Genomic DNA, 21,088 nt, shown 5'->3' with positions numbered 1-21,088 from the left:
CCATGACCCCCCTGTCGTACGCGCAGCGGCGCATGTGGTTCATCAACCGCTTCGAAGGCCCTTCCTCCACCTACAACATCCCGCTGCTCCTGCGCTGCCACGGCCCGCTCGACACCGTCGCGCTGCGGGCGGCGTTCCGTGACGTGATGGTGCGCCACGAAGTCCTGCGCACAGTGTTCGCGGAGACCGACGGCCAGCCGTACCAGCGAGTCCTCGATCCCGCCGACATCGACCTCCCGTGGCAGGACTGGGGCCGGGTGGCCCCCGAACGGGTGCCCGGCGTGGTGGAGTCGGTGAGCGGCAGCTGGTTCGACCTGTCGGCGGACGTGCCGCTGCGCGGCTGCGTCCTGCAGAGCGGCGACGAGGAGTACCTGGTCGTCCTGGTGCTCCACCACATCGCCGGCGACGGCGGTTCGCTGGCCCCGCTGGCACGTGACGTGTCGACGGCGTACCGGGCCCGGGTCACCGGCACGGAACCGGATTGGCCCGAACTGCCCGTGCAGTACTCGGACTACGCGTTGTGGCAGCAGGAAATGCTGGGCGACGAAAAGGATCCGGACAGCATCGTCTCGGTGCAGAGCGCCTATTGGGGTGAGGAACTGGCCGGAGTGTCCAAGCCTCTTCCCCTGCCCTTGGACCGGCCCCGCCCCGAGGTGGCGACTTTTCGCGGCGATTCCGTCCCGGTGGGTTTACCGGCCGAACTGCGCGCTGCCGTGGAGAGGTTGGCGCAATCCAATGGTGTGACGACGGCAATCGTGCTCCAGACCGCTTTGGTGGTATTGCTGCACCGGCTGGGGGGAGGCAAGGATGTGACCGTCGGCTCCCCGATCGCGGGCCGCACGGAGGAGGCGCTAAATGAACTGGTGGGCTTCTTTGTCAACACCTGGACCCTGCGCGTGCAGGTGAGCGCGGACCGGAGTTTCGCGTGGGTCCTCGAACAGGTCCGGAAGAAGGCGATCGCCGCCTACGACCACCAGGACGTGCCGTTCGAAAGGCTCGTGGAGATCCTGCGGCCGGAACGGTCGACCGCGCATCACCCCCTGTTCCAGGTCGTGCTGGCGTGGCAGAACAACACCCCGCCGCACCTGGACCTGCCGGGTCTCACCGTGACGATGGAACCGCTGCCCACGGGCAGCGCCAAGTTCGACCTGTTCTTCAACCTGGCGCCGGACGACGTGACCGGCTCGGTCGTCGGTGAGATCGAGTATGCCACCGACCTCTTCGACCGCTCCACGGTGGAGGACGTCGCGGCACGGTTCGTGGCCGTCGTCGAGGAGGTCGTGGCCGACCCGACGACCTCCGTCGGCACGGCGGTCGCGGCCGGAACCGGCAGGTCCGGCAACTCGCTCGACGCCGCCGAGCGCCACCGGATCCTCGTCGAATGGAACGACACCGCACGCTCCGTCCCCTGCCCCGGACCGGTCCATCTGCTCTTCGAGGAGCAGGCCGCACGGCGCCCGGACGCCGTCGCCCTGCGCTGGGCCGCCGGCACCATGACCTACGGCGAGCTGAACCGGTGGGCCAACCGTGTCGCCTGGGACCTGAAGGAACGCGGGGTCGGCCCCGAGACGGTGGTCGGCGTCGGCGTGCCCCGCGGACCGGCCATGATCGCTGCCGTCCTCGGTGTGCTCAAGGCGGGCGGCGCCTACCTGCCGCTGGAACCCGCGCTGCCGGCCGACCGCGTGGCCGGCATGCTGGAGGACGCCGGGTGCGCCCTCGTGCTGTCCACGCCCGACACCGAACGCTGGGCCCTGCCGGACCACGTCGCCTTCGCCGAGCTCGCCGGGGCCCGGTCCACCGGCGCCTACCACGACCCGGAACCGGCCGCGGGGCCGGACAACACGGCGTACATCATCTTCACCTCCGGTAGCACCGGGAAGCCCAAGGGTGTGGCGGTCACCCACCGCCCGGTGCACAACCTGCTGAACTGGTGCTACCGCACCTTCGCGTTCGGCCCCGACGACGTCGTCCTGTGCGTGACGTCTCTCGGCTTCGACCTCTCCGTCTTCGACATCTTCGGTCTGCTCGGCTGCGGCGGCGGCGTCTACCTGGCGGACGCCGTGCAGCAGCGCGATCCGCACCTCCTGCTGGACGTGCTGCTGAGCGAGCCGATCACCTTCTGGGACTCGGTGCCCACCACCCTCAACCAGGTCGCGTCCCTGCTCACCGAGGACGGCGGGTACGAAGGCACCGACGATTTGCGCCTGGTGTTCCTCTCCGGCGACTACACCCCGCTGTCGCTGCCCGACGAGGTCCGCCGCGTGTTCACCGGCGCGGAGATCGTCAGCCTCGGCGGCGCCACCGAGGCGACGGTGTGGTCCAACTACTTCCGGGTCCGGGAGATCGACCCGTCGTGGCGCAGCATCCCCTACGGCCGCCCCATCGACAACGCCCGCTATTACGTGCTCGACGAGGACATGGAGCCCTGCCCCGTCGGCGTGGAGGGCGACCTGTACATCGGCGGCGACTGCCTCTGTGTCGGCTACGTCAACCGGCCCGAGCTGACGGCGGAACGTTTCGTCCGTGACCCGTTCAGCACCCGTGAGGGCGACAGGCTCTACCGCACCGGCGACCGGGCCGCCTTCTTCCCGGACGGGAACATCTGCTTCCTCGGCCGCGCCGACAACCAGGTCAAGCTGCGCGGGTTCCGCGTCGAGCCCGGGGAGATCGAGCACGCACTGGTCCGGCACCCGGCCGTCCGCCAGGCCATCGTCACCGCCCGCGAGGACCAGCCCGGCGACCTGCGCCTGGTCGCCTACGTCGTCCCCGACACCGCCGCCCTGCCGTCCGCCGGCGGGACGCAGGACCAGGTGGGGGAGTGGCAGGAGGTCTACGACCAGGCCTACTCCGACGACGGCGGACACGTGTTCGGAGAGGACTTCACCGGCTGGAACGGCTCCGCCACCGGTGAGCCGATCCCCGTGGAGGAGATGCGGGCCTGGCGTGACGCCGCCGTAGCGGGTGTCATGCGCTGGTCACCCGAGCGCGTCCTCGAACTCGGTGCCGGCACCGGCCTGCTGCTCGCGCACATCGCCGGCCGGGTCCGGGAGTACTGGGCCACGGACCTGTCCCGGGCGGTGATCGACCGGCTCCGCGACCAGGTGACCCGGGCCGGACTGGCCGACCGGGTCCGGCTGCGCCATCAGGCCGCCGACGACCTCACCGGACTGCCCGCCGGCGGATTCGACACCGTGGTGCTCAACTCGGTCGTGCAGTATTTCCCCGACGAGCGCTATCTCGCCCGGGTGCTGGACGGAGCCTGGCGCCTGCTCGCGCCCGGCGGCCGGATCGTGCTGGGTGACATCAGGCGGGCGGCCTCGCTGCGCACCCTCCAGACGGGCGTCCAGCGCGCGAGGCACCCCGACGCGACGCCGGCCGTCCTGCGCACCATCGTCGAGCAGGCCGTGCTGCTGGAGAAGGAACTGGTGCTCGACCCGGAGTGGTTCCTGCGCTGGGCGCAGGACGCGGGGGCGACCGGAGCCGACATCCGGGTCAAGGACGGTACCCACCACAACGAGCTGACCCGGCACCGCTACGAGGTCGTGCTGCACAAGCCGGGCACCGGACCGGCGCACGCCCCGCGTCGGCTCGACGATGCCCCGGCCCTGGTCTGGGAAGGCGACCTGGACCGCCTCGCCGACCGGTTGGGCGGACGGCCCGAGGCGGCGGTGCGCATCACCGGCATTCCGAACGCCCGCCTCACCGACGAGGCCGCGGCGGCCCGCGCCCTCACCCCGGACGACTCCGCCGAGCCCGGGCCGCCGCCGCTCGACCCCGCCGAGATCCGCGCCTGGGCCGCCCGGCATGGCTGGGACGCGGTACCCACCTGGTCGGCCGACGCGCCCGACCTGCTCGACGTCGTCGTAATGCTGGACGGCCCGGCCCCGCGCACCCCCCTCACCGGCACCTACCTGCCGGCCACTGACGGACGGGCCACGGCGAGTGATCCCGCGGTCGCCGCCGCCGTCACCGCTCTGCTGCCCGCACTGCGCGGCCACCTGCGGGAGACACTGCCCGAGTACATGATCCCGGCGGCCGTCGTCCCCATCGCCGCCGTGCCGCTGACCGACAACGGCAAGCCCGACCGGCGCGCCCTGCCCGCGCCCGACTACACCGCGGGCGGCGGCCGGGCCCCCGGCACGCCGGAGGAGGAGTCGCTGTGCGCGCTGTTCGCCGCGGTCCTCGGCCTCGACCGGGTCGGCGTGGACGACAACTTCTTCACCATCGGCGGCCACTCGCTCCTGGCCACCCGGCTCGTCAGCCGCATCCGCGCGGAGCACGGCGTGGAGATCCCCATCCGGGCCGTCTTCCAGTCGCCCACCGTCGCGGAACTCGCGGCCCACCTGACCGCTGCGGACGACCTCCGCCCGCCCCTGCGGCCCCAACCCCGGCCCGAACGGCTGCCCCTGTCCTACGCCCAGCAGCGGCTGTGGTTCATCCACCGTTTCGAGGGCCCCTCGGCCACCTACAACATCGCGCTCGCCCTGCGGATGCGCGGCACCCTCGACGCGTCCGCCCTGCGCCGCGCCGTGCACGACGTCGTCGAGCGGCACGAGTCGCTGCGCACCGTCTTCGGCGAGGCGGACGGACAGCCGTACCAGCGGATCCTGCCGCCGGCCTCGGTCGAGGTCCCCTGGGAGGAACGCGAGGTCACCGAGGCCGAACTGCCCGGCCTCCTGCGCGAGGCGGCGCGCCGCCCGTTCGACCTGGCGACCGAGATCCCCCTGCGCACCTGGCTGCTGCGGACCGGTCCCCGCGAGGCGGTGTTCCTCATCGGCGCGCACCACATCGCCGCCGACGGCTGGTCCGCCCTCCCGCTCGCCGAGGACCTCACCACCGCCTACGAGACCCGCCAGGCGGGCCGGACGCCCACATGGGAACCGCTGTCCGTGCAGTACGCCGACTACACGCTGTGGCAGCGGGACCTGCTGGGCGACAGCGAGAACCCGGACAGCCTCTACCGGCGGCAGCTGGACTACTGGACGACCCGGCTGGCCGGCCTGCCCGAGACCGTCACGCCTCCTACCGACCGGCCGCGGCCCGCCGTCGCGTCCTACGCCGGCGACCTGGTCCCCCTCACCCTGGACGCCGAGCTGACCGACGGCGTGCGCCGCATGGCCCGGGAATCGGGCGCCACGGTGTCGATGGTGCTCCAGGCGGCCCTCGCCGCGCTGCTCACCAGGCTCGGCTCGGGCACCGACGTGCCCATCGGCTCACCCATCGCCGGCCGCACCGACGAGGCGCTCAACCGGCTGGTCGGCTTCTTCGTCAACACCTGGGTGCTGCGGGCCGACACCTCCGGTGACCCCTCCTTCGCCGAACTCGTCGGCCGGGTCCGCGAGGACAGCCTCGCGGCCTACGACCACCAGGACATCCCGTTCGAGCACCTCGTCGAGGTGCTCAACCCCGTCCGCTCACCCGCCCACCATCCGCTCTTCCAGGTGTGCCTGGCGCTGCAGAACAATACGCGGCCGGAGTTCCACCTGACCGGCCTGACCGTCACCGAGGAGCCGTTCTCCCTCGGCACCGCCCGCTTCGACCTGTTCATCAGCGTCACCGAACGGGACGAGGAAGGCGCACCGTCCCGGATCGAGGGCTTTGCGGAGTACGCCACCGAACTCTTCGACGAGGGCACTGTCAGGACTCTGCTCGACCGCTGGCGGCACTTCCTGCGCCAGGCGGTCGCCGCCCCGGACACGCCCATCGGATCCGTCGGTGTCCTGACAGAGGCCGAGAGCGCGGCGCTGGACGCCTGGGGCGGCCCGTCCCGGGACGCCGGGTCCCGGACCGGGACCGTCACCGAACGGTTCGCCGCCGCGGCCGCCGCGACACCGGACGCCACCGCACTGGTCGCCGCGGACTCCGCACACACCTGGACCTACGCGGAACTGGACCGCTGGGCCAACCGGCTCGCCCACCACTTCCGCGCCCGGGGCGTACGACCGGCCGACCGCGTCGCGCTCGTGATGGAACGCTCGCCGCTGCTGATCGCCGCCGTACTCGGTGTCCTCAAGACCGGCGCCGCCTACGCGCCGGTCGACCCCTCCTACCCGCCCGAGCGCATCGACTTCCTCCTCGCGGACCTCGCTCCGGCCGTCACAGTGGACGAGGCACTCGCCGAGGTGGACCTCTCCGGGCTGCCCGACTCGCCGCCCGACACGACGGGCCCCGGCGAGCACGCCGTCGCCTACGTGATGTACACCTCGGGTTCCACCGGCAGGCCCAAGGGCGTGGAGGTGACCCACCGCAATGTCGTCGACCTGGCTCTCGACGGCTGCTTCCGCAATGGCGCCCATCGCCGCGTGCTGGTCCACTCACCGCATACCTTCGACGCGTCGACGTACGAGATGTGGGTGCCGCTGCTCGGCGGTGGCACGGCCGTGGTCGCCCGCGTCGGCCGGCCGGACACCGCGGAACTCGCCCGGCTGGTCGCCGAGCGGGAGGTGACGGCCCTGTGGCTGACCGCCGGACTGTTCGCCGTGATGGCCGAACAGCACGCCGAGTGCTTCGGCGGGGTCCGGGAAGTGTGGGCGGGCGGCGACGTCCTGTCGCCGAGCGCCGTCCGCACCGTCCTCGATGCGTGCCCCGGCCTCACGGTGGTCAACGGCTACGGCCCCACCGAGACCACCACGTTCGCCTCCCGGCACCGGATGACCTCCGCGGAGCAGGGCGCCGGCCCGCTGCCCATCGGCAGTCCGATGGACGGCAGCCGCCTCCTCGTGCTCGACGACCGGCTGCGGCCCGTACCGCCCGGCGTGGTGGGAGAGTTGTACATCGGTGGCGACGGGGTGGCCCGGGGCTACGCCGGCCGTCCCGGCCTGACCGCCACCCGGTTCGTGCCCGACCCTGCGTCGAAGGCCGGAGGACGCGTCTACCGCACCGGCGACCTCGTGCGCTGGGACGGCGCCGGCCGCCTCCACTACGTCAGCCGCAGCGACGATCAGCTCAAGCTGCGCGGCTTCCGCGTCGAGCCGGGCGAGCTGGAGGCGGTGCTGCGCGAGCAGGAAGGCGTGGCGAACGCGGTGGTCGCCGTGCGCAGCGACCGGCTCGGCGAACGCCGCATGGTCGCCTATGTGGTGCCCGGTGACACCGCGTCCACCGGCCGTGACGCCGCCGAACAGGTCGATGAGTGGCGCGAGGTCTACGACACCATGTACGGCGGGACGGAGGTCGCCACCGACACGGTCGGCGAGGACTTCACCGGCTGGAACAGCTCCTACACCGGCCTCCCCATCCCGCTGGAGGAGATGCGGTCCTGGCGGGAAGCGGTACTGCGGCGGGTGCGGTCCCTGCGCCCGCTCCGGGTGCTGGAGATCGGCGTCGGCTCCGGCCTGCTGCTCGGCCCCCTGGCACCCGAGACCGAGGAGTACTGGGGCACCGACTTCTCGGCGCCCGTCATCGAACGGCTGCGCGCCCAGACCCGGGCCGACCGGCGGCTGGCGGACAAGGTGACCCTGCGGTGCGGGCCCGCCCACGACGCCGAGGGCCTGCCCGCCGGGTACTTCGACACGGTGATCCTCAACTCGGTCGTGCAGTACTTCCCGGACGCCGACTACCTCGGCCGCGTACTCGACCTCGCGATGGACCGCCTCGCACCCGGCGGACGCGTCGTCCTCGGCGACGTGCGCAACCACCGCACCCTGCGCACCTTCGCCGCCGCGGTGCACCGCTGCCGGCAGCCCGCCGACGGCCCCGCCGCCGTGCAGGCCGCCGTCGAACGCGCGGTGCTCGCCGAGAAGGAGCTCGTCGTCGACCCCGGCTTCTTCACACGCTACGCCGAGACACACCCGGACACCGTCGCGGCCGACATCCGCCTCAAACAGGGCACTCACCACAACGAGCTGACCCGCCACCGCTACGAGGTCGTGCTGCACAAGGCGCCGGCGAAACCGCTGGACCTCGGCGACCTGCCCGAGGCGGTGTGGGCGTCGGAGGTCCGCGAACTGGACGACCTGGACGCCGCGCTGGCCCGGCACGGCGGCCGACTCCGCCTGACCCGCGTCCCCAACGCCCGCCTGGCCGGCGAGGCCGCGGAGTGGGGCGCCCCCGCCGAACTGGGCGGCACCCTCGACCCCGCCGAACTGGAGGCGTGGGGTGCCGGGCGCGGGCTCGCGGTGTACTGCACGTGGTCGCCCCAGGCCGGGGACTTCTTCGAGGCGGCCGTCGTGCCCGACGTCGACGCCGTCTGCTGCGACGGCCTGTACCGGTCCACCGGTGCCCCTGCGGCCCGACTGGCCAACGTCCCCGCGGTCTCCCGCCGGGCCTCCCGGCTGCCCTCCGTGCTGCGCGGGCGGCTCGTCGGCCGGCTGCCGGAGTTCATGATGCCCGCCGAGATCGTCGTCCTGGACCGGCTGCCGCTCACGGAGAACGGCAAGGTGGACCGTGCGGCCCTGCCCGAACCGGACCCGGTCGACGGGGAACACCGCGCCCCGCGCACCCCACGCGAGGAGCAACTCGCCGAGCTCTTCGCCGAAGTGCTCGGCCTGGACCGGATCGGCATCGACGACGACTTCTTCGCCTGCGGTGGACACTCCCTGCGGCTGACGCGTCTGGCCTGGCAGATCCGCGAGAAACTGGGCGTGGACGTGCCGATCCGCACGGTGTTCCAGTACCCGACGGTCGCGGAACTGGCGGCACAGCTGACCACCGACACCGACGCCCAGTTCGAGGACCCCTTCGCCGTCCTCCTGCCGATCCGCACCGAGGGGCAGCAACCGCCCCTGTGGTGGCTGCACCCGGGCGGCGGGCTGAGCTGGCCCTACCTCGGCTTCGCCCGTCACCTGGACCCGGGCCGGCCGCTGTACGGCATCCAGGCACGCGGCTTCGACGGCACCACCGCGCCGGCCGCCTCGATCGAGGAGATGGTCGAGGACTACCTCGAGCAGGTGCTCCGCGTCCAGCCGAGCGGCCCCTACCACCTGCTCGGCTGGTCCTTCGGCGGCACCCTCGCCCACGCCATGGCGGCCGAACTCCAGCGCCGCGGACACGAGGTGGCCCTCCTGGCGCTCCTGGACGCCGCGCCCTCCAGCCACTTCGCCGACCTGGAGGCGCTGGACGAGTCCATGGTGCGCCGCTACCTCGCCAACTACATGGGACACCTGGCGGGGATGGAGGAATACCCGTCGCTCGTCACCACCGCCTCGTCGATCTTCATCGGGCAGATGGAGCAGATGCGGCGGTTCACCTCACCGCGGTACCGGGGCGACGTCGTCTTCTTCAACGCGCTCCTCGACCCCGAGACCCACGACAAGCGGGTCATGGACGAGGACCTCGACGTGCTCTGGCAGGACCACGTCGACGGTCGTGTGCAGCGCATCGACATCCCTTGCGCGCACAACGAGATGTACTGGCCACGGAACGCGGCCGAGATCAGCCGCACCATCAACCGCATGCTGCGGGCGTCGCAGTGACCCTGCCGAGCCCGCACCTGCCGAGACGAGTTCTGGAGGACACAAGGTGAGCACCAACCCGTTCGACGACGAGACCGGCCGGTTCCACGTGCTGGTCAACGGCGAGGACCAGCACTCGCTGTGGCCCGCCTTCGCCGAGGTGCCCGCCGGATGGCGCAGCGTCTTCGGCCCCGCCGCGAGGACGGAGAGCCTCGCCTACGTCGAGGAGCACTGGACCGACATGCGGCCGCGCAGTCTCCGCGAGGCGGCCGACGGCTAGAGCTGTGCCGCCGCCGCGGCGGCCCGCGGCTTGTGGTGCCCGTCCGGCCGACGTGAGCATGCCGTCGGCCGGCGATGACCGTGACCACCTGTATGCGTCGACGGGGAGGCGCACGCTGTGCGATGTACGACCAGCGATGTCATGTTCGTCCGATGGCCGGCCCAGACAGACCTTCGCAACCGATGTAGGAGGGACGGTGTGCCCCGGCTCCTCGTAGTGGAGGCGGGGGCCCGTCCGCCCGTGTGCAACGACCCCTTCGAGGACTGGGTCCGGGCGCCCATCTCGCGGGACGATCTCGACGCCCGGGTCCGGGCTCTGCAGAACCGGCTCGACAGCCGGCAGATCCCCACCCTCGACTCCGCCGGAACACTCACCTTCGGCTCACACTCCATCACCGTCTCCAACGTGCAGACCGAGTTGATGGAGCTGCTCATCGAGCACTTCGGCGAGGTGGTGTACCGGCACGAGCTCGCGCAACGGCTCGCGGAACGCGTGCAGAGGCCGACGAGGAACTCGCTCGACCTCCACATCATGCGGCTGCGCCGCCGCCTGGCGTCGACCGACCTGGTGATCCGCACCGCCTGGGGCCGCGGATACGCCCTGGAGGTCGAGGCCCGTTGACCCCTGCCGTCCGCCCCCCCGCTCACGCCCGAAGGGCCTCCCGGTCTCGCCTCTCGGGAGGCCCGCCCGCGGGGGCCTAGCATCTGAGCAGTGATCCCGTCGGAGGAAGGTGCGCGGTGACGAAGCAGGCCGACCCGTCGGCAGGGACCAGCCTCTGGTCCAAGTCCGAGGTCCGGCGTGGAGGGCGCGGTGAGCGGCCCTCCGGGCTCGACCGGAAGCGGATCACGGCGGCGTCGGTGCGGCTTCTGGACGACAGGGGACTCGCCGGGTTCTCCATGCGCCGGCTGGCCGCCGCACTGGACGTCACCGCGATGTCCCTGTACTGGTACGTCGACACCAAGGACGACCTGCTCGAACTCGCCCTGGACGCCGTCTACGGCGAGTTGGAGCCGACCGAGGCGGACCGCGCCGGCGAGGACTGGCCCGAGCAACTGCGGCGGCTGGCCACGGCGTACCGGGGACTGCTGGTGCGCCACCCGTGGTTGCCGGCGCTCGCCGGACGCTACCTCAACATCGGCCCCAACTCGCTGGCGTTCTCCCGCGCGATCCAGCAGCTCGTGCGCCGGGCGGGGCTGCCCCCGCACGGCGTGACCGGGGCGATCGCGGCCGTCCTGCAGTTCGTGCACGGCTACGGCACGATCGAGAGTCGCTTCCTCACCCGGATCGCGGACACCGGGCTGTCCCCGGAGGAGTACTTCCAGCGCACCATGTCCCTGGTGGACGAGGTCCCCGGAACGGCCGAGGTCATCGGCGAGTCGAAGGACATCATGGCGGCACGCGGCGGCGACACGGTCGCCGAGATGCTGGACCGCGACTTCACCTTCGCCCTGGACCTCCTGATCGCGGGCATCGAGGCCGTGGCCGTCCGCGGGTGACGGCCCGTGCCGCTACGCGTGGTGCACCTTCCCGCGCAGCCGGCGCAGCTCGGGGAAGGGCCGCGTCACCCGGCGGGCGAGGAAGTCGACACCGCTCGAACCGCCGGTTCCGCTCTGCTCACCGATCATCTTCGACACCAGTGCCAGATGAGCCACCTTCCAGTGCCAGTACCCGTTGCCCAGGTCCACCAGCCCCTCCGCGAGACGGTGCAGCACACCGGTCTCCACGCCGCGCCGGCAGACCTCGTCGACCGACCGCCCGTGGTACTCGGCCGCCGCCGCGAACGCCTCGTAGAGGCTGCCCTGGTCGTGACTGTTGCCGAAGAGCGCCGTCAGCCTGCGGAACTGCGCGGACTGCGCGCCGCTCGCCGTGTCGAGATAGGCCCGGAACTCGGCGAAGTAGCGCAGCGGCAGCCTCTCCAGCACCAGCAACTGCTGCTGGAGCACCCGCAGCACATCGACGGACCGCAGCAGGAACTCCAGGCCCAGCTCCAGATCGTGCGGGTCGCAGGGAGGCAGGAGCGCCTCCGCGGCGGCGTCCAGGTCGGCCCCGAGCTGCTTGAGCCACAACTCGCAGGCCTGGTGCGTGATGATGAAGAACTGCTCGGCCAGGACGGCCGCGCCGCCGGCGGTGTGAGGGACGCGCGGCTCTTGCAGCGAGAGCAGGGTCTCCATGTGGAGATAGTCCCCATACGTCAAAGTACTCAGGACGCCGCCTCCTCGTCATAGGTGGTCCGCCGGCCGCGGCCGGAGTGTCCGACGCGCCCGACGACCGAGGGACCTGATCGTGACACGGGAAGGAACCGGCTGATCAGCAATCTTTCCTCTTCCATTCACGAGGAAAGACGTGCGCAAGAGCTTCCCGCCGCGGACGCCGGCGATGTGACGATCGCGGCATGACCACCCCCACCGAGCTGGACCTGACCCGCGCGAGCACCTTCGTGGAGCACGACGCCCACGCGTTCTGGCGCGACGTGCGCAAGCACCGGCCCGTCTACTGGCACGACGGGGACCCCGGGTTCTGGGTCGTCGCCCGCCACGCCGACGTGCTGGCCTGCTACACCGACGTACGCTCCCTGAGCTCCGCCCGCGGGACCGTACTGGACGTCCTCCTCAGCGGCGGCGACTCGGCCGGCGGCCAGATGCTCGCGGTCACCGACAGACCCCGCCACCGCGAACTGCGCAACCTGATGCTGCGCGCCTTCTCCCCGCGCGTCCTCGGCACGGTGGAGGAGAAGGTGGTGGAGCGGACCTCACGGCTCATCCGCACCGTCACCCGGCGCGGCCGGTTCGACTTCGCGGCGGACGTCGCCGAGCACATCCCGATGAACACGATCTGCGATCTGCTGTCCGTTCCGGAGGCGGACCGCGAGAAGCTGCTGCGCTGGAACAAGCTGGCCCTCTCCTCGGACGACGCCGAGGCGGACCGGCTGGACTCCCTGGAGGCCCGCAACGAGATCATCGGCTACTTCATGGACGTCGCCCGGCACCGCCGCTCCGACCCCGGCGACGACATGATCAGCATGATCGCCACGGCGGAGGCGGGAGGCCGCCCGCTGACCCTCGAGGAGGTCGCGCTCAACTGCTACAGCCTCGTACTGGGCGGCGACGAGTCCTCCCGCGTGTCCGCGATCTGCGCGGTCAAGGCGTTCGCCGAGCACCCCGCCCAGTGGCAGGCGCTGCGGGAGGGGACGGCCGCGCTCGACACCGCGGTCGAGGAGGTGCTGCGCTGGGCCACACCCGCCATGCACTTCGCCCGCACCGCGACCCGAGACCTGCGGATAGGCGACCGGCAGGTGCGGGCGGGGGACATCGTCACGCTGTGGAACACCTCCGCCAACAACGACGAGGAGGTGTTCGACCGGCCCCGCCGGTTCGACCCTGCCCGCTCACCCAACAAACACCTCTCCTTCGGCCACGGCCCGCACTTCTGCGTCGGCGCGTTCCTCGGCCGGGCGGAGCTGCGCGCCCTGCTGAGCGCACTCGTCGAGTCTGTCGCCGAGATCGAGGTGTGCGGCGAGCCCGCCCCCATCTACTCGAACTTCCTGAACGGGCACGCCAGTCTGCCGGTCGCCTTCCACTGACGGTTCGTCAGGCGGGTAGGCGGCTCCCGACGACCGCGGCCAGCTCGCCGATCGAGGCCGCCTCCAGCACGGTCCGCATCGGCAGTGCGACCCCGAACCGCTCCCGGATCCGGGACACCAGCCTGGTTGCCTGCACGGAGTGGCCGCCGAGCTCGAAGAAGTTGTCGGCGGCCGTCGCCTCCGGGGCCCGCAGGACGTCGCGCACGATCGCGCAGACCGCGGCCGCGCAGTCGTCTGCCTCGGGCTCCCGCGCGCCCGCCGCCGGTTCCGCGCCCGCCGCCGGAGCCCCGGCATGCGCCAGTACCCCGGCATCCGCCTCCGGCCGCGGCAGGGCTCCCCGGTCGATCTTCCCGTTGGTCAGGGTCGGGAACCGCTCCAGCACGGTGACCCGTGCGGGCACCATGTGCGCGGGCAGCGACGCGGCTACATGGGCGCGCAAGTCGCCGGGGTCGACCGGCGCCGTGGTGGTGACGTAGCCGACGACGTGCGCGTCGGCCAGCTCACCGCGCACCACCGCGACGGCGACGTCCACCACCGGATGGGCGGCGAGCCGCGCCTCGATCTCGCCGAGTTCGACGCGGAAGCCGCGCACCTTTACCTGCCCGTCCGCGCGGCCCGCGAAGAACAGCTGACCGTCCGGTCCTCTGCGTCCCCGGTCGCCCGTGCGGTACATCCGGGTGCCCGGCGGCCCGAACGGGTCGGCCACGAACTTCCCCGCCGTCGCGGGTGACCGGTTGAGATAGCCGCGCGCCAGCCCGCTGCCCGCGATGTACAGCTCGCCCTCCTTGCCGGGCGGCACCGGGCGCAGGCGCTCGTCGAGCACATGCACCCGCTTGCCGACCCAGGGCGCGCCGATCGCGATGTCACCGGTGTCCCTCACCGGGCCGGCGATCGTCGCCCCGACGGTCACCTCGGTCGGGCCGTAGCCGTTGAACATCCGCCGCGTCCGCGACCATTTGCGCACCAGCGTCGGCGTACAGCTGTCGCCCGTGGACATGACCGTCCCGCCGGGCAGGACGTCGTCGGCGTCGGTCTCGCTGAGCGCGACGGGGGGAAGCACCGCGTGCGTGATGCCGTACTTGACCAGGGTGTTCCCCAGCGGGTGGCCCGGCAGCAGCTCCTCGGCGGCCACCGTCACCAGAGCCGCCCCGGACAGCAGCGCCAGGGACACGTCCCAGAAGGCGGCGTCGAAACTGATGGACGCCCACTGGAGCACCCGGTCGCCCGGACCGGCCCGCAGGACGGCCCTCTGGGTGGCCACCATGTCGGGCACACCACTGTGCGGCACGGCGACACCCTTGGGCGTCCCGGTCGACCCCGAGGTGTAGATGACGTACATCAGGTGCTCGGGACGCAGAGGGGCACGGCGCTCGTGCTGCGCCACGTCGTGTTCCGGCAGTCGCGCGCACGCGGCGCGGAAGGCCGGGTCGTCGCAGACCACCTCCTGCGGACCCTCGCCGAGCTTGCCGAGGGGCGCCACCGAGGAGGACCGCAGCAGCAGCACCGGCCGCGCGTCGGACAGCATGAACGACAGGCGTTCCGCCGGATACTCCGGGTCGAGCGGGAGGTAGGCGCCGCCCGCCTTGAGGACCGCCATGATCGACACGATCAGCTCCCGCGACTTCGGCATCGCCACCGCGACGAGCGAGTCGGGACCGACACCGTGCGCGATGAGCAGGCGGGCCAGCCGGTTGATCCGGGTGTTCAGCTCCGCGTACCGGAGGGTGTCCTCCGCTTCGATGAGCGCCGGCTCTCCGCCCCGTCGGGCGACGACCGACTCGAACAGTGCAGGAACCGTGTTCAAGTGCGCTCAGCTCCTTCGGGAGGCTCCCTGACCGACGGCGAATCTAATCTCCGGCGCCCGGGGAGCCCGGCGAATCCTTCCCGTCTCTGTCAGCGCCCGCTCACGGCACCGGCAAGGGCGGCTGTGAGACCGGCCGGACCGGTGACTGCGTCGCCGTCGCGGACGTGCAGGACGGCGTCCGCGGTGTCCAGCACGGCCTGCTGAAGCGGGAAGTAGCCTTGCTGCGGGCTGACGTCCGTCCGGCTCCGCGCTGCGGTGGCCGCGCCGGTCGGGACCAGAGCGCAGTCGGTGACGGCGTCCTGCAGGACGCTCTCGTGGGTCCCCGGCTCCGGGTCGCCCAGCCCGAGGGCTCCGCTGCGGCCCAGACTGCCGGCCACGAAGACGTACTCCTCGCCCAGCAGCGGTGCCACGACCGTGCCGGCCCCCGGCCAGTCGACGTGGATGTCTCCGAGGCTCCAGGTGCTCGGAGTCCGCTGGAGGTGCGTGTTGTGGGCGAAGACGAGTGTGGCGCCCCGGCGGCCCTCGATGCTGCGGATGTCGAGGAGGTTCTGCGCCATGAGCGCGTCCCGGGTGGCGAACAGCCTCGACAGCCGGGTGTTCTTCTCCAGGCGCAGGGCGGCCTGCCGGTGGTAGCGCAGCAGACCGAGGCCCGCGGTGAGGTGGGTCCGGGCGCGCAACCACTCCGCGCGCGACGTCTGCGAGATCCGCTCGGCGGCACGGGAGTGGAGCAAGGTGAGCATGTCGTCGGCGAGGGAACGCAGCCGATCGGCCTCGACAGTGGCGCCGACCGACATGGCCGGGTCCATCACCGCCTCCGTGCGGCTCCACTGCTCGTCCGATCCGGACAGTCCGGCCAGGTCGAGGTCGAGCCCCAGATAGTCGCGGGCGTGCTCGAGGCACCGCCGCGGACTCGGGGCGCTGGTCGTCTCGGTCGGGACGTCGAAGCCGTGGAAGCTCAGCTGTTCCTGCGGGGGCAGGCCCGCGTTGTGGTCGCGCATCCAGGCGACGAGGCGCCGGTTGGTCTCCATGCCGCCGAAGCCGTGCGAGAAGCCCTCCCGCATCACCTCGTCGAGGTCCCCGGCACCGCCCTTGACGAAGTCGTCGACGCGCAGCGCGGCGACGCGGTCGGTCTCCAGCGCGATCGAACGGAAGCCGGCGCCGGCCAGCCCGGCGAACAGCTCGTTGCGCACCCACCCGAAGGAGGGTTCGCGGTGGGTGGGTTCGCCGAACGCCAGCAGGGAGCATGAGGCCAGGGGAAGGTCGTGCAAGTCCTTTCTCATGTCTGTCCATCGAATCATTGAAAGACCTGTTGAAGCTTGGGCCGACGCAGCCGCTGCCGCGGCCGGACCCGCGGAGCCGGGAGGTCTCAAACCGTCGGTGGGGACTCCGGCCCGGGAGCGGCCTCCCCGGCGGCCCCCGGCCTCGCCGGGGTGATGCCGTGCAGGGCCACGTACCCGCCGAGACGGGCTGCCGCGTCGAGCATGGAGACACCGCGGACGGTGAGCCGTCGCCGCCAGTCGTCGAGCGCGTCTGACAGCGCCTCGGTGCCGCCGGCCGTGCGGATCTGCCGGATCACCGTGCGGATGTGCTCCAGCGGATAGCCGCCACGGCGCAGCAGATGGGTCAGTTCGGCGTCGCGCACGTCGGTGGCGCCGAACGAGCGGTGGCCGGTGACCGGTTCCCGGGCGGGGGAGAGGATGCCCACCGCCTCCCAGTTCCGCAGCGTCGCCGCGGTGACCCCCAGGCGCCGCGCGAGTTCGCCGATGCTGAGCGGGTCGCCGTCGGCGGACGCGCGTGCGGCGACCTCCCGGTCGCGGGTCAGGTGCTCCACCGCCCGCCCCACCGCGTCCAGCGTGCTGCGGTCGCGCAGCAGTTGGGCGTGGCCCCGGTCGACGGCGGTCAGCGCGCCGTCGAGGTCACCGGTGTTGAGCGACCGCATGATCTCGCCGCCGGTGGCGTAGCCGTAGGCCTGGACGAGCGCCAGATAGGCGCGCAGCGCCGCCGCATGGACCTCGGTGTAGGTGCGGTAGCCGGACGGTGTGCGCCGGGCGAGCGGGATGAACCCGTCCCGCTCGTAGTTGCGGACCGCCTGGGTGGAGATGCCGTGCTCACGGGCCAGGTCGTGGGGACGCAGGTGTTTCACGCTTTGAGACTTTATCCCAGATACTCGCCGTCGAAAGCAGAAAAGTCTCAACCGAGTTTGCAGGTATACGCTTGAGCACATGAACCGGGACGCCCAGGAACGTCTCACCACGTCACATGACGAAGGCGTGCCGCGTCCGACTCAACGGGAGGGACACCATGACCGCCGGTACGGAGACGGACACCCAGCCCGCACAGCTGTGCGCCGCCGACAGCCACGACATGATCCGGGTGCACGGAGCACGTGAGAACAACCTCAAGAACGTGCAGGTGGAGATTCCCAAACGGCGGCTGACCGTGTTCACCGGAGTCTCCGGCTCGGGCAAGAGCTCCCTGGTGTTCGACACGATCGCCGCGGAGTCGCAGCGGCTGATCAACGAGACCTACAGCGCCTTCATCCAGGGGTTCATGCCCACCCTGGCGCGGCCGGAGGTCGACGTCCTCGACGGGTTGACCACCGCGATCCTCGTCGACCAGCAGCCGATGGGCACCAGCCTCCGATCCACGGTCGGCACCGCCACCGACGCGGGCACACTGCTGCGCATCCTCTTCAGCCGGCTGGCCAAGCCGTATATCGGCACCCAGAAGGCCTTCGCCTTCAACGTCGCCTCGGCGGACGCGTCCGGTGTCCTCGTGGTGAACGGCAAGAAGATCGAGAAGGGCTTCAGCGTCGTCGGCGGCATGTGTCTGGCGTGCGAAGGTATCGGCTCCGTCTCGGACATCGATCCCGCCCAGCTGTTCGACGCCTCCAAGTCCCTCGCGGACGGCGCGATCACCGTCCCCGGCTGGAAGCCCGACGGCTGGGTGGTGCAGTCGTTCACCGAGTCCGGCTTCTTCGACCCGCACAAGGCGATCCGCGACTACACGGAGCAGGAACGGCACGGGTTCCTGCACGGGGACCCGGTCAAGGTCAAGGTGAAGGGCGTCAACACCACCTACGAGGGCCTCCTCGCGCGGGTGCGCAAGTCCTTCCTGTCCAAGGACAAGGAGACGCTCCAGCCGCACATCCGCGCCTTCGTGGACCGCGCGGTGACGTTCTCCGCCTGCTCCGAGTGCCACGGCACCCGGCTCAGCGAGACCGCCCGGTCCGCGAAGATCGACGGACTGAGCATCGCCGACGCCAGCGCCATGCAGATCAGCGACCTCGCGGCGTGGATCCGCGGTCTGACCGACCCGTCGGTCACGACCCTGCTCACGGTGCTCGGCCAGACCCTCGAGTCCTTCGTGCAGATCGGCCTGGGCTACCTCTCGCTCGACCGGTCCTCGAGCACGCTCTCCGGGGGCGAGGCCCAACGCGTCAAGATGGTGCGCCACTTGGGCTCCGCGCTCACCGACGTCACCTACGTGTTCGACGAGCCGACCGTCGGACTGCACCCGCACGACATCCAGCGGATGAACGAACTGCTGCTGCGGCTGCGGGACAAGGGCAACACCGTCCTGGTCGTCGAGCACAAGCCGGAGACGATCGTGATCGCCGACCACGTCGTCGACCTGGGTCCGCTCGCCGGCACCAAGGGAGGCGAAGTGGTCTTCGAGGGCACCGTCGAGGGCCTGCGCGCCAGCGGCACCGTCACCGGACGCCACCTGGACGACCGGGCCTCGCTGAAGCCGTCCGTGCGCCAGCGGACCGGGGTCGTGGAGGTGCGCGGCGCCGACGCCCACAACCTGCGCGACGTCGACGTGGACATCCCGCTCGGCGTGCTCACCGTGGTCACCGGGGTCGCGGGCTCCGGAAAGAGCTCGCTGATCCACGGATCGGTGGCGGGCCGGGACGGCGTCGTCACCGTGGACCAGTCACCCATCAAGGGCTCGCGGCGCAGCAACCCGGCCACCTACACGGGCATGCTCGAACCGATCCGCAAGACGTTCGCCAAGGCCAACGGGGTCAAGCCCGCCCTGTTCAGCCCCAACTCCGAGGGAGCCTGCCCCACCTGCAAGGGCGCGGGCGTCATCTACACCGACCTGGCGATCATGGCAGGTGTCGCCACGACCTGCGAGGACTGCGGAGGCAAGCGGTTCCAGCCCTCGGTGCTGCAGTACCGGGTCGGCGGCCGGGACATCAGCGAGGTGTTCGCCATGCCGGTGGCCGAGGCCGCCGAGTTCTTCCGCACCGGTGAGGCACGGACGCCGGCCGCGTGCACCGTGCTCGACCGGCTTGCCGAGGTCGGCCTGGGATACCTCAGCCTCGGACAGCCGCTCACCACCCTCTCCGGGGGCGAGCGGCAGCGGCTGAAGCTCGCCGGACACATGGGCGGAGCGGGCAGCGTCTACATCCTCGACGAGCCGACCAGCGGCCTGCACCTGGCCGACGTCGAGCAACTGCTCCGCCTGCTCGACCGGTTGGTCGACTCCGGTAAGACGGTCATCGTCGTGGAACACCACCAGGCGGTCATGGCGCACGCCGACTGGATCATCGACCTCGGCCCCGGTGCCGGCCACGACGGCGGCCGGGTCGTCTTCGAAGGCACCCCCGCCGACCTGGTCGCCGCCCGCTCCACCCTCACGGGCGAACACCTCGCCCAGTACGTCGGCGCCTGACGCCGAGCGGCTCCCGCACCTGCCCCCGTCCGGCGACCCGGCGGGGGCACGGTCCGGGATTCCTCCAGGAAGTCCATCTCTTCCGGCCGCCGTTGTCCGCTCGCAGCCGCATGATGTCTGGCTCACCTCTTTCCCCGCGCCCTTCCGCCGTCCCGCCGGCGACCACAATGCGGGCTGACGGCTTTTACCCGCCGACAGCCCGTGCCGGTGGCCCGCCGGCAGCCCGTGCAGGCGTGCTCGCCGACGCCCGTGCCGGTGTGCCCGCCGGCAGCCCGTCCCGGTGGGCCCACCGAGCACCTGCCGGCCCACTTCAGCGGCGCGCGGGCCCCGCGCATGCCGCCCTACGGAAGGGATCAGAGCGATGTCCTCACCCGCCGACCACACCACCGTGATCGTGGGAGCTGGCCCCGCAGGACTCACCGCGGCCCTCGGCCTGGCGAGATACCGGCACCCCGTGATCGTCGTGGACAGCCCGCGCGCACCGCGCAACAGCGCCTCGGCGGGAGTCCACGGCCACATCGGCATGGACGGCGTCACCCCCGACGAATTCCGGGCCCGCGCCTGGCGGGAACTCTCCCGGTACAGGACCGTCGAACGGCTGGAGGACGAGGTCGACAGCGTGTCCACCGCGCCGGGCGGAGGCTTCCGCATCACCCTCGGCAGCGGGGGAAGCGTCGAGTCCGCAACCGTCCTGCTCGCCACCGGTGTCCTCGACGTCCATCCGTCCGGCGTGGACGGCTTCGCGGAGTGCTGGGGCCGCAGCGTGATCCACTGCCCGTTCTGCCTCGGTGAGGAGAACGCGGGCGGGAGCTGGGCGACGCTCGCCGACAACGCACACCTCGCGGGACTGTCCGCGGTGGCCTTCCGCGCCTGGAGCGAGGACACCATCGCGATCTGCCCGGAATCCATGCCCGGCCTGGACACCGCCCGCGCGACCGCCCGCAGTGGGGGAGGGGACGTCGTCACGGGCACCGTGCGCCGTCTCCACCACCGGCAAGGGGCCCTGTACGGAATCGAGTTGGCCGACGGGCGGATCCTGGAGCGGCAGACCCTCGTGTGGACGCCACCGCAACGCCAGCAACCCCTCGTGCAGCGGGCGGCCGACGAGCTGAAGCTGACTGTCGACGACGCCGGTTTCATCGGCGTCGACGACTCCCAGTGCACCAGCGTGCCGGGCCTGTACGCCGCCGGTGACCTGACCAGTCGCTGGAAGCAGTCGGTCACCGCGTCGACCGCGGCGGGCGCGGCGGCCGCCGACGCCATCCACATGTCGGCCCTGCTCAGTGCCGTGCACCAGTGAGCGGGCCCCGGCCGTGTGCACGGTGCACCGCCCGTCCGGGAACCGGCCCTGCGGC

General features: G+C 71.7%; 11 protein-coding genes. 7 read left to right on the top strand and 4 right to left on the bottom strand.

The features are described from left to right. Window positions 1-2 precede the first annotated feature (2 nt). The 4 genes from E4U91_RS37010 to E4U91_RS36995 all read left to right on the top strand — a co-directional run bounded on the left by E4U91_RS37010 (window position 3) and on the right by E4U91_RS36995 (window position 11,165). The gene (locus E4U91_RS37010) at window positions 3-9,410 is read left to right on the top strand and encodes a non-ribosomal peptide synthetase (protein ID WP_137311393.1); all 9,408 of its coding nucleotides are present in this window, start codon (window positions 3-5) and stop codon (window positions 9,408-9,410) included. A gap of 46 nt (window positions 9,411-9,456) precedes the next feature. Then, window positions 9,457-9,669 carry an MbtH family protein gene (locus E4U91_RS37005; protein ID WP_137311392.1) on the top strand — a complete coding sequence of 71 codons (213 nt, stop codon included), beginning with the start codon at window positions 9,457-9,459 and terminating at the stop codon, window positions 9,667-9,669. 198 nt (window positions 9,670-9,867) lie between these two features. After that, window positions 9,868-10,290 (top strand): winged helix-turn-helix domain-containing protein, encoded by a 423-nt coding sequence (locus E4U91_RS37000; RefSeq protein ID WP_206666946.1) that lies wholly within the window; start codon window positions 9,868-9,870, stop codon window positions 10,288-10,290. 116 nt (window positions 10,291-10,406) lie between these two features. Beyond that, window positions 10,407-11,165, top strand: a complete 759-nt coding sequence (locus E4U91_RS36995) for a TetR/AcrR family transcriptional regulator (RefSeq protein ID WP_137311391.1) — start codon at window positions 10,407-10,409, stop codon at window positions 11,163-11,165. 12 nt (window positions 11,166-11,177) lie between these two features. Here E4U91_RS36995 and E4U91_RS36990 read toward each other — a convergent pair whose 3' ends face one another. Further along, window positions 11,178-11,864: a tryptophan 2,3-dioxygenase family protein gene (locus E4U91_RS36990; RefSeq protein ID WP_277755380.1), complete on the bottom strand. Its 687-nt coding sequence runs from the start codon at window positions 11,862-11,864 to the stop codon at window positions 11,178-11,180. 197 nt (window positions 11,865-12,061) lie between these two features. Here E4U91_RS36990 and E4U91_RS36985 point away from each other — a divergent pair, with 197 nt between their 5' ends. Beyond that, window positions 12,062-13,249: a cytochrome P450 gene (locus E4U91_RS36985; RefSeq protein ID WP_137311389.1), complete on the top strand. Its 1,188-nt coding sequence runs from the start codon at window positions 12,062-12,064 to the stop codon at window positions 13,247-13,249. A gap of 7 nt (window positions 13,250-13,256) precedes the next feature. Here E4U91_RS36985 and E4U91_RS36980 read toward each other — a convergent pair whose 3' ends face one another. The 3 genes from E4U91_RS36980 to E4U91_RS36970 form a co-directional block, all read right to left on the bottom strand. Next, complete coding sequence (locus E4U91_RS36980) at window positions 13,257-15,053, bottom strand: non-ribosomal peptide synthetase (RefSeq protein ID WP_137311388.1); 1,797 nt, start codon at window positions 15,051-15,053, stop codon at window positions 13,257-13,259. A gap of 89 nt (window positions 15,054-15,142) precedes the next feature. Continuing rightward, entirely contained in the window at window positions 15,143-16,351 is a 1,209-nt protein-coding gene (gene ecm14, locus E4U91_RS36975; RefSeq protein WP_125458608.1) for an N-formyl-beta-hydroxy-L-kynurenine formamidase Ecm14, read from the bottom strand. Window positions 16,352-16,419: 68 nt separating this feature from the next. Continuing rightward, the gene (locus tag E4U91_RS36970; protein WP_137311387.1) at window positions 16,420-17,196 is read right to left on the bottom strand and encodes a TioE family transcriptional regulator; all 777 of its coding nucleotides are present in this window, start codon (window positions 17,194-17,196) and stop codon (window positions 16,420-16,422) included. A 158-nt stretch (window positions 17,197-17,354) separates the two neighbouring features. Between E4U91_RS36970 and E4U91_RS36965 the strand changes: the two genes are divergently transcribed. Together E4U91_RS36965 and E4U91_RS36960 are read left to right on the top strand one after the other, a co-directional pair. Further along, a complete protein-coding gene (locus E4U91_RS36965; protein ID WP_137311386.1) occupies window positions 17,355-19,733 on the top strand; it encodes an ATP-binding cassette domain-containing protein in 2,379 nt (792 codons plus the stop codon). 361 nt (window positions 19,734-20,094) lie between these two features. Next, window positions 20,095-21,033, top strand: coding sequence for an NAD(P)/FAD-dependent oxidoreductase (locus tag E4U91_RS36960; protein ID WP_137311385.1), 939 nt, complete (start codon window positions 20,095-20,097; stop codon window positions 21,031-21,033). Window positions 21,034-21,088: the final 55 nt, after the last annotated feature.

This window comes from Streptomyces lasalocidi, assembly GCF_005280215.1.
In the GTDB taxonomy this organism is placed as follows: domain Bacteria; phylum Actinomycetota; class Actinomycetes; order Streptomycetales; family Streptomycetaceae; genus Streptomyces; species Streptomyces longwoodensis.
The sequence above is the reverse complement of the archived record's forward strand: the minus strand, read 5'-3'. Positions and strand labels throughout refer to the sequence as shown.

Excerpts from the sequence above, each read along its gene's own strand:
- E4U91_RS37010 (WP_137311393.1), top strand. The coding sequence starts at position 3 with ATGACCCCCCTGTCGTACGCGCAGCGGCGCATGTGGTTCATCAACCGC.
- E4U91_RS36965 (WP_137311386.1), top strand. The coding sequence starts at position 17,355 with ATGACCGCCGGTACGGAGACGGACACCCAGCCCGCACAGCTGTGCGCC.
- E4U91_RS36960 (WP_137311385.1), top strand. The coding sequence starts at position 20,095 with ATGTCCTCACCCGCCGACCACACCACCGTGATCGTGGGAGCTGGCCCC.
- ecm14 (WP_125458608.1), bottom strand. The coding sequence starts at position 16,351 with ATGATTCGATGGACAGACATGAGAAAGGACTTGCACGACCTTCCCCTG.
- E4U91_RS36985 (WP_137311389.1), top strand. The coding sequence starts at position 12,062 with ATGACCACCCCCACCGAGCTGGACCTGACCCGCGCGAGCACCTTCGTG.